Origin of the sequence: Streptomyces sp. M-16 (assembly GCF_052114405.1) — a bacterium.
Lineage (GTDB): Bacteria > Actinomycetota > Actinomycetes > Streptomycetales > Streptomycetaceae > Streptomyces.
Window position 1 is genome coordinate 111,321 of sequence record NZ_JBFRER010000028.1, and the last position, 6,640, is coordinate 117,960.

A 6,640-nucleotide genomic window follows, 5' to 3' on the forward strand; every position below is an offset into this window, starting at 1 on the left:
GGGGTCATGATGCCGTGGCGTGCGGTCCGGTGGCGGGGAGGACCGCGGTCACGCGCCAGCCGTCCCGGTACGGCCCCGAGGCGAAGGTGCCGCCGAAGGCGCGGACGCGTTCGGCCAGCGCGAGCAGTCCACCGCCGTCCCCGGCTCCCCGTTCGCGGCGGGGGATCCCGGGCAGGTGCGCGGAGCGGCCGCGGCCGCCGTCGTTGGTCACGCTGACCTCGACGGTCGTACCGTCCGTGCTGAGCGCGACGCGCACACCGGCCGCTCCGGGCGCGTGCCGGCGGACGTTGGTGAGCGCCTCCACCACCACCCGGTGGACCGTGGCGGCTCCCTCGCGGGAGAGGGCCTCGGTGACGCCCGGAGCCAGGTCGAGTCGGGCCCGGACGTCTCCGGTCTCGCTGAACCGGTCGACCACCTCGCCGAGCCGGTCGGTGCCGGGGAGGACCGTACGGGCGCCGCCCGCGGCCTCGCCTTCGGCCGGGTCGCCGCCGTCGCCGTCGGTGTTCGGGTCGGCCGCGCGCAGCATCCGGACCGTACGGTCGATCGAGGCCAGTGCCGCGAGTCCGGCCCGCTCGATCCGCTCCAGCGCCCGGATCGCCGCCGCCGGATCGTGCGGGGCCACGAACCGGGCGGCCTGGGCCTGCACGACGATGCCGCTCACGTCGTGGGCGACGAAATCGTGCAGATCGTGGGCGAGTTCGAGCTGCTGGGCGCGGCGCGCGGCAAGGACCGCCTGTCTGCGGCGGTCCTCCATCAGACGGGGATAGCCGCCGACGACGACCGCGCCGACGATCGGCGCCGACCAGAAGGCGATCATGCCCAGGTACTCGAAGAAGGAGGAGTCCGGTACGAGCGGGACGGTCCATACGGCGACGGCCGCGGCGCCGAGCCCGCCGCCCGCCAGGAGCTGCCGCCGGGACGACCGGCGCACCGCCGCCGTGAGCAGCAGCAGTACCGCCCCCACGGCCACCAGGTGCCACACCGATCCTTCGGTCGTTCCGCGTCCGGGCCAGGCGAACGTGGCCACCAGCAGCAGCAGGCCGGCGGCGCCCGCGGCGGCCCCGGTCCACTCGTGCGACCGCGGCCGGCAGCCGAAGGTGGCGAGGGCGACTCCGACGGCCGCGAGCGCCGGCACCGGCCGTACGCCCAGGAAGAGTGCGGCGACACAACAGGCGACGGTCACGACACCGACGACGGCACGGTCCCGGTCCCGGTGTGACATGCCCCTGATCTTCACGCACACGACCTTAGGGGCTGCCGGGATCTAGGGCCTCTGCCGAACGGCATAGAGGCCCTGCCGGACCCCGGAGCGGATCTCCCCATCGGCCGATGGTCGCGGACCGTGYCGGCGACGGAGGCTGATGCCACACCGAAGAGCGGCCCGACCGGCCGCCGGAGCAGAGGAGTTCGTCATGTTGCGCAGCACCACCCTCCGTACATCCGTCGTCGGCATCGCCGCGCTGGCGGTCATCGGCGGCCTCGCGGCTTCCGCTTCCGCTTCCGGCCCCGCCTCCGCCCCGGCCTCCGCTTCCGTCTCGGACGGGGCGAAGAAGGCGCCGAAGGAATCGAGCCTCACCGGCTCCGCCAAGATGTTCCGCGCGGACGGCCAGCAGGTCCGCTTCTCCTTCGACGCACACGGCTTCGCACCGGCCGAGCCCGACGAGCCGGGCGCGCCGGCCGGCACCTCGCGCGGCACCTTCCGGTTCAGCCACTACTCCGCCGACGGCACGCAGGGCGCGTACGCCGAAGGCCGTGTCGACTGCCTGCTGACCGGCGGTCCGGTCGCGACCGCCACCGGCGTCATCACGCGCTCCGACCTGCCCGGCGCGATCGGCAAGCGCGTCGGCTTCACCGTCTACGACGGGAAGGGCGACGGGAGGAAGGACCGGGTCGGCTACAGCTGGGCCGTGGGCAGCATCCCCACGATGGAGGTGCCGAAGTGCCTGAGCGCCGCACCGTACGAGACCGTCGAGAGCGGCGACTTCAAGGTCGAGCACGTGCTGCCGCCCAACCCGTCGGGGAACTCGGAGTACGCGCAGGACGCGCAGGACGCGGGGACCAAGGAATGAGAACGGCCATGGAACGCGAACCGAGCCGACGGGTGGTGCGGCTCGCCCGCCTCGCCGCGCTCGCCCCGCTGCCCACGGGGCTGTGGCGGATCGCCGGGGCGTTCGGAGTGCCGCTCGGCTTCTCCGGGGGAGACGCGCTGGCGGACGTCAGGTTCGGCAGCGGTTTCTCGCTCTACATGATCGGCCTGAGCGTGTTCGCCGAGACGCTGGGCTTCCTCACCCTGGGCCTCGTCCAGCGGTGGGGCGAAGTCGCCCCGGGCTGGCTGCCGCTGATCGGCGGCAGGCGCGTCCCGCCGCTCGCCGCCGTGATCCCCGCCGGTCTGGGGGCCGCCGTGCTGACCCTGCTGGGGGTCATGGGGGCCATCGGCTGGAACGACCCGGGGAACATGGGTGCCCCCGGTTCCCCGACCGGTGTGGCCTACTGGGTGATGACCGCCTGCTACCTGCCCCTGGTGGCCTGGGGTCCGCTGCTGGCGGTGGTCACGGTGGCCTACCACCGCCGCCGCCGGAACCCCGCGCCCGGCCTCCGCCCCGTCACCGTCTGACGCCTGCTCCCACCGGTAGGACCCCGAGCGGGCAATGGGAGTTCGCCGTGCGGCGGGCCTCTGTCGCTACCCACGGTAACACCCTGCTCGCGCATCTAACCGGAACGGCGGCGCGTGCTAGTTTTTCGGGCCGTGGCGACGACAGAGCTGATATCCGGAACCGGCCCCGACGGGCAAGTGGCCGAAAGGGAGCGGGCCGCGCCCGTGCCCCTGCCCTCGCTCACCGGGCTGCGGTGGACCGCCGCGCTGATGGTGTTCCTCTACCACGTGCACATCGTGGAGTACTTCGGCGGGCGCGCCCAGGACCTCGTCACCTTCGCCTTCGGCGCGGGCAACAGCGGGGTGTCGTTCTTCTTCGTCCTCTCCGGTTTCGTCCTCGCCTGGTCCTCCGCCACGGCCCCCACGGGCCGGCGGATCCTGACGTTCTACCGGCGCCGGTTCGCCCGCGTGTACCCGCTGCACCTGGTCACCGTCGTCTTCGCGCTGGTCATGGCCGTGGTGTTCGCGCCGGACACGAAGCAGGGGCTGCGGCCGCTCGCCGCGAACCTGGCGCTCGTGCAGTCCTGGGTGCTGGAGATCCCCTACTTCCAGGGCCTGAACCCGGTCAGCTGGTCCCTGGCCTGCGAGGCGTTCTTCTACCTCTGCTTCCCGCTGCTGCTCTGGCCGCTGCGCCGCCTCGGCCCGCGCTCCGCCCGGGTGGTCGCCGGGCTCGCGCTCGCCGTCGTGGTGGCGGTCCCGACCGTCTGGGACCTCACCGGCGTTCCCGACGGCACGGTCTGGGCGCAGTACTTCTTCCCGCTCGTGCGGCTCCCCGAGTTCGTCCTCGGCATCGCCGTCGCCGAACTCGTGCGCTGCGGCCGCTGGCGCGGCCCGGGGCTGACGGCCTCCCTCGCCCTGGCCCTGGGCGGCTACTTCCTCAACTACCAGGCCGACTACGCCTTCCGCTCCGTCGCCTGCACCGTCGTCGGCTTCACCTGCCTGATCGCCGCCGCCGCGCAGGCCGACCTGAAGGGCGAGCCCTCGCCCTGGCGGGGCCGGATCAGCGTGAAGCTGGGCGAGGTCTCCTTCGCCTTCTACATGGTCCACATCCTGGTGATCCGGACCGGCGAGCACCTCTTCGGCGGCCACCCGAAGCTGCCCCTGTGGGACGGCGGCCTGCTGGTGCTCGCCCTCGCCTTCTCGGTGTCCCTGGCCCTGGCCTGGGCCCTGCACACCTGGGTGGAGGTCCCCGGACGGCGGCTCCTGCTCAGGCGGTGGCGAGGAACGAGCGCAGCGAGCCGGCCAGCGCCGTGACGAAGGACTCCCGGACCGGTTCCGGGAGCAGCTCCAGCGACAGGTAGGGGTTGAGGTCCTCCAGTTCGACGAGGAGCAGATCGCCGGAGGGGGCGCGGCAGGCGTCCACGCGCTGGATCCCGTGCGCGAGGGTGTTCCAGTCGACGAAGCGGCGGGCGAATTCCAGGTCGGCGGGGGTGGGCTCGTAGACCGTGAGCTCCCAGCGGCGCTCGGGGTCCGGGGCGTACAGGGCGTACTGGAAGGCGTCGTCGACGAAGTAGAAGGACACCTCGTAGGCGAAGTCGATGCGCGGCTGGATCAGGATCTCCCCCGCCGGTCCGGACGGCTCGGCGGTGAAGGTGAGGCCGATGGAGTCGGCGCCCCGCTTGGGCTTGACCGCGTACGAGGGGACGCGCGGCAGCAGGTGCAGGTCGGCCGGGTCGTCGATGGTGGGGATCACCGGGTACCCGGCGGCGGTCAGGTCGAGGAGGTACTGCTTCCCGGCCATGTCGGCGCGGCCGGTGAGCGGGTTGTAGACGCGGGTTCCGGTGGCGAGCGCGGTGGCGCGGAAGGCGTCGTAGGCCTGCTGGTAGTGCAGGACCGGGCCGCTGTTGCGGACGATCACGGCGTCGAAGCCGGGCATCAGGGCCGCGGCGTCCAGCGGGTGGCACAGGGCCAGCGGGAAGTGCTCGCGCAGGCGGGCGGTGAGGAATATGTCCTCGTCGCCGTAGCGGCGGCCGCGGGCCGGGTACGCCAGGTCGGTCACGTAGAGAAGAGGCATGGCGGCAACCTATCGCGGGCAACGATCAGCGCATGAAATACCTCGTACGGGACAAACTGCTGGCCATCGGGGACGACTACTGGATCGAGGACGAGGACGGCCGGCACGCCTTCCTCGTCGACGGGAAGGCGCTGCGCTTCCGCGACACCCTGGAGCTGAAGGACCGCGACGGCCGGATCCTGATCACCCTGCGGGCGAAGCTGTTCTCGCTGCGCGACGCGATGACCCTGGAACGGGACGAGCTGCGGCTCGCGGTGATCCGCCGCAAGCGGCTCTCCCTGCTGCGCAACCACTTCCTGGTGACCCTGGCCGACGGCACGGAACTCGACGTCAGCGGGCGGATCCTGGACCGCGAGTTCAAGGTCGAGTACGACGGCGAGCTGCTCGCGCTGATCTCCCGCCAGTGGTACCGGATCCGGGAGACCTACGCCGTCGACGTGGTCCGGGAGGACGCGGATCCGGCGCTGCTCATCGCGGTCGCCGTGTGCGTGATCCGGATGGCCGAAAAGGAGCGGGAGGGCCCGGACCCCGAAGGGTGAGGTGGCCTTTCCGCGGGGACGCTCCGGACCACGGGGGACCACCCGTCACCAGGAGGCGACCATGGCGACCCTGCCGGAGCGCGGCGACGACCGCGGGTACCAGCTGCTGACCCCCGACTTCTTCCGCGACCCGTATCCCGTCTACGCGCGGATGCGGGAAGCGGACCCCGTCCACTTCCACGCCCCGCTGAACGCCTGGCTGCTGAGCCGCTACGAGGACGTCGACTTCCTGCTGCGCGACCGGCGCACCTCCGCCGACCGGGTCGGCCCGCTGCTCGCCGAGGCCCCGCGGGAGTTACGCGGGGAGGCGGCGCTGCTGGGCCGGTTCCTGGGCGACTGGATGATCTTCGCCGACGCGCCGGAACACACCCGGCTGCGGGCGCTGATGACCCGCACGTTCTCGGCGCGCAGCATCGCGGGGCTGCGCGACTTCACCGCGCGCACCTGCGCCGGGCTGCTGGACGCGGCCGCCGCGAAGGGGGAGTTCGATCTGATCGCGGAGGTGGCGATGGCGCTGCCGCTGCGGGTCATCGGGCACGTCCTGGGCATCCGGCCGCAGGACCTGGACGACTTCCGGCAGTGGTCGGCGGACCTGATGGCCGTGCCGATGATGAGCGGGGAGCCCCGGCAGCGGTACGCGCGGGCGGTCGCCGCCGTCCACTGCCTGGAGGAGCTGTGCGGGGAACTGATCGCGCGGCGGCGGGGCCGGCCGGTCGCCGACCTGCTGGGGCACCTGGTCGCCGCCGAGGTCGACGGGCAGTCGCTGACCGACGAGGAACTCGTGGCGTGCTGCGCGCTGCTCGTGATCGCCGGGCACGAGACCACCGCCTGTGCCATCGCCAACGCGGTGCTCGCGCTGCTGGAGCACCCCGACCAGCTGGCGGCGCTGCGCGTGGACCCGGCTCGGCGGGTGGGGCCGGCCTTCGAGGAGTCGCTGCGGTGGAACAGCCTGTCGGGGTGGATGGGCCGGACCACCACCGCCGACGTGGCGGTGCGGGGCCGGCTGATCCCGGCGGGCAGCCTGGTCTTCGGGCTGACCGGCTCCGCGAACCGGGACGAGCGGGCCTACGAGCACCCCGACCGCTTCGACATCGGCCGGCCGGTGGCCGCGACCCGGCGCCACCTCACCTTCGGGCACGGGCTGCACATGTGCCTGGGCGCGGCGCTGGCCCGGATGGAGGCGGGGGTGTGCCTGGAGCAGCTGGTGACGCGGCTGCCGGGCCTGCGCCTGGCGGTGCCGGCCCCGGAGCTGGAGTGGCTCCAGGGCCTGGCCCTGCGCGGCCCGGCGGCCCTTCCGGTGCGGGTCGGCTAGGGGGTGTCTGACGGATGTCCGTGGGGAAGGAGCGGCGCCCGGTGCGTGCTCTCGGCGTGCCGACCGGAAGCCCGCGTACTGGACGTACTTGAGCTTTCGGTCGGTGCGGCGAGAGTGCGTGC

The 6,640-nt window shown here is 73.1% G+C and carries 7 protein-coding genes; 5 read left to right on the plus strand and 2 right to left on the minus strand.

The genetic code is table 11. The features are described from left to right. Positions 1–4 precede the first annotated feature (4 nt). Positions 5–1,222: a sensor histidine kinase gene (locus AB4039_RS15705; RefSeq protein WP_266840180.1), complete on the minus strand. Its 1,218-nt coding sequence runs from the start codon at positions 1,220–1,222 to the stop codon at positions 5–7. 190 nt (positions 1,223–1,412) lie between these two features. Between AB4039_RS15705 and AB4039_RS15710 the strand changes: the two genes are divergently transcribed. The 3 genes from AB4039_RS15710 to AB4039_RS15720 all read left to right on the plus strand — a co-directional run bounded on the left by AB4039_RS15710 (position 1,413) and on the right by AB4039_RS15720 (position 3,907). Then, positions 1,413–2,069 (plus strand): hypothetical protein, encoded by a 657-nt coding sequence (locus AB4039_RS15710; protein ID WP_266840181.1) that lies wholly within the window; start codon positions 1,413–1,415, stop codon positions 2,067–2,069. 8 nt (positions 2,070–2,077) lie between these two features. Further along, positions 2,078–2,614 (plus strand): hypothetical protein, encoded by a 537-nt coding sequence (locus AB4039_RS15715; RefSeq protein ID WP_266840183.1) that lies wholly within the window; start codon positions 2,078–2,080, stop codon positions 2,612–2,614. 132 nt (positions 2,615–2,746) lie between these two features. Further along, positions 2,747–3,907 (plus strand): acyltransferase family protein, encoded by a 1,161-nt coding sequence (locus tag AB4039_RS15720; protein ID WP_266840185.1) that lies wholly within the window; start codon positions 2,747–2,749, stop codon positions 3,905–3,907. Here the strand turns inward: AB4039_RS15720 and AB4039_RS15725 are convergent. Next, complete coding sequence (locus tag AB4039_RS15725) at positions 3,861–4,667, minus strand: hypothetical protein (protein WP_442270986.1); 807 nt, start codon at positions 4,665–4,667, stop codon at positions 3,861–3,863. The two genes, AB4039_RS15720 and AB4039_RS15725, sit on opposite strands and share 47 nt — an antisense overlap. Positions 4,668–4,699: 32 nt before the next feature. On the opposite strand from AB4039_RS15725, the gene AB4039_RS15730 reads away from it, so the two are divergent. Then, on the plus strand, positions 4,700–5,206 hold the full coding sequence (locus tag AB4039_RS15730; protein ID WP_371677708.1) for an LURP-one-related/scramblase family protein: 507 nt from the start codon (positions 4,700–4,702) through the stop codon (positions 5,204–5,206). A gap of 61 nt (positions 5,207–5,267) precedes the next feature. After that, positions 5,268–6,518, plus strand: a complete 1,251-nt coding sequence (locus AB4039_RS15735; RefSeq protein WP_266840191.1) for a cytochrome P450 — start codon at positions 5,268–5,270, stop codon at positions 6,516–6,518. The last annotated feature ends 122 nt before the right edge of the window (positions 6,519–6,640 follow it).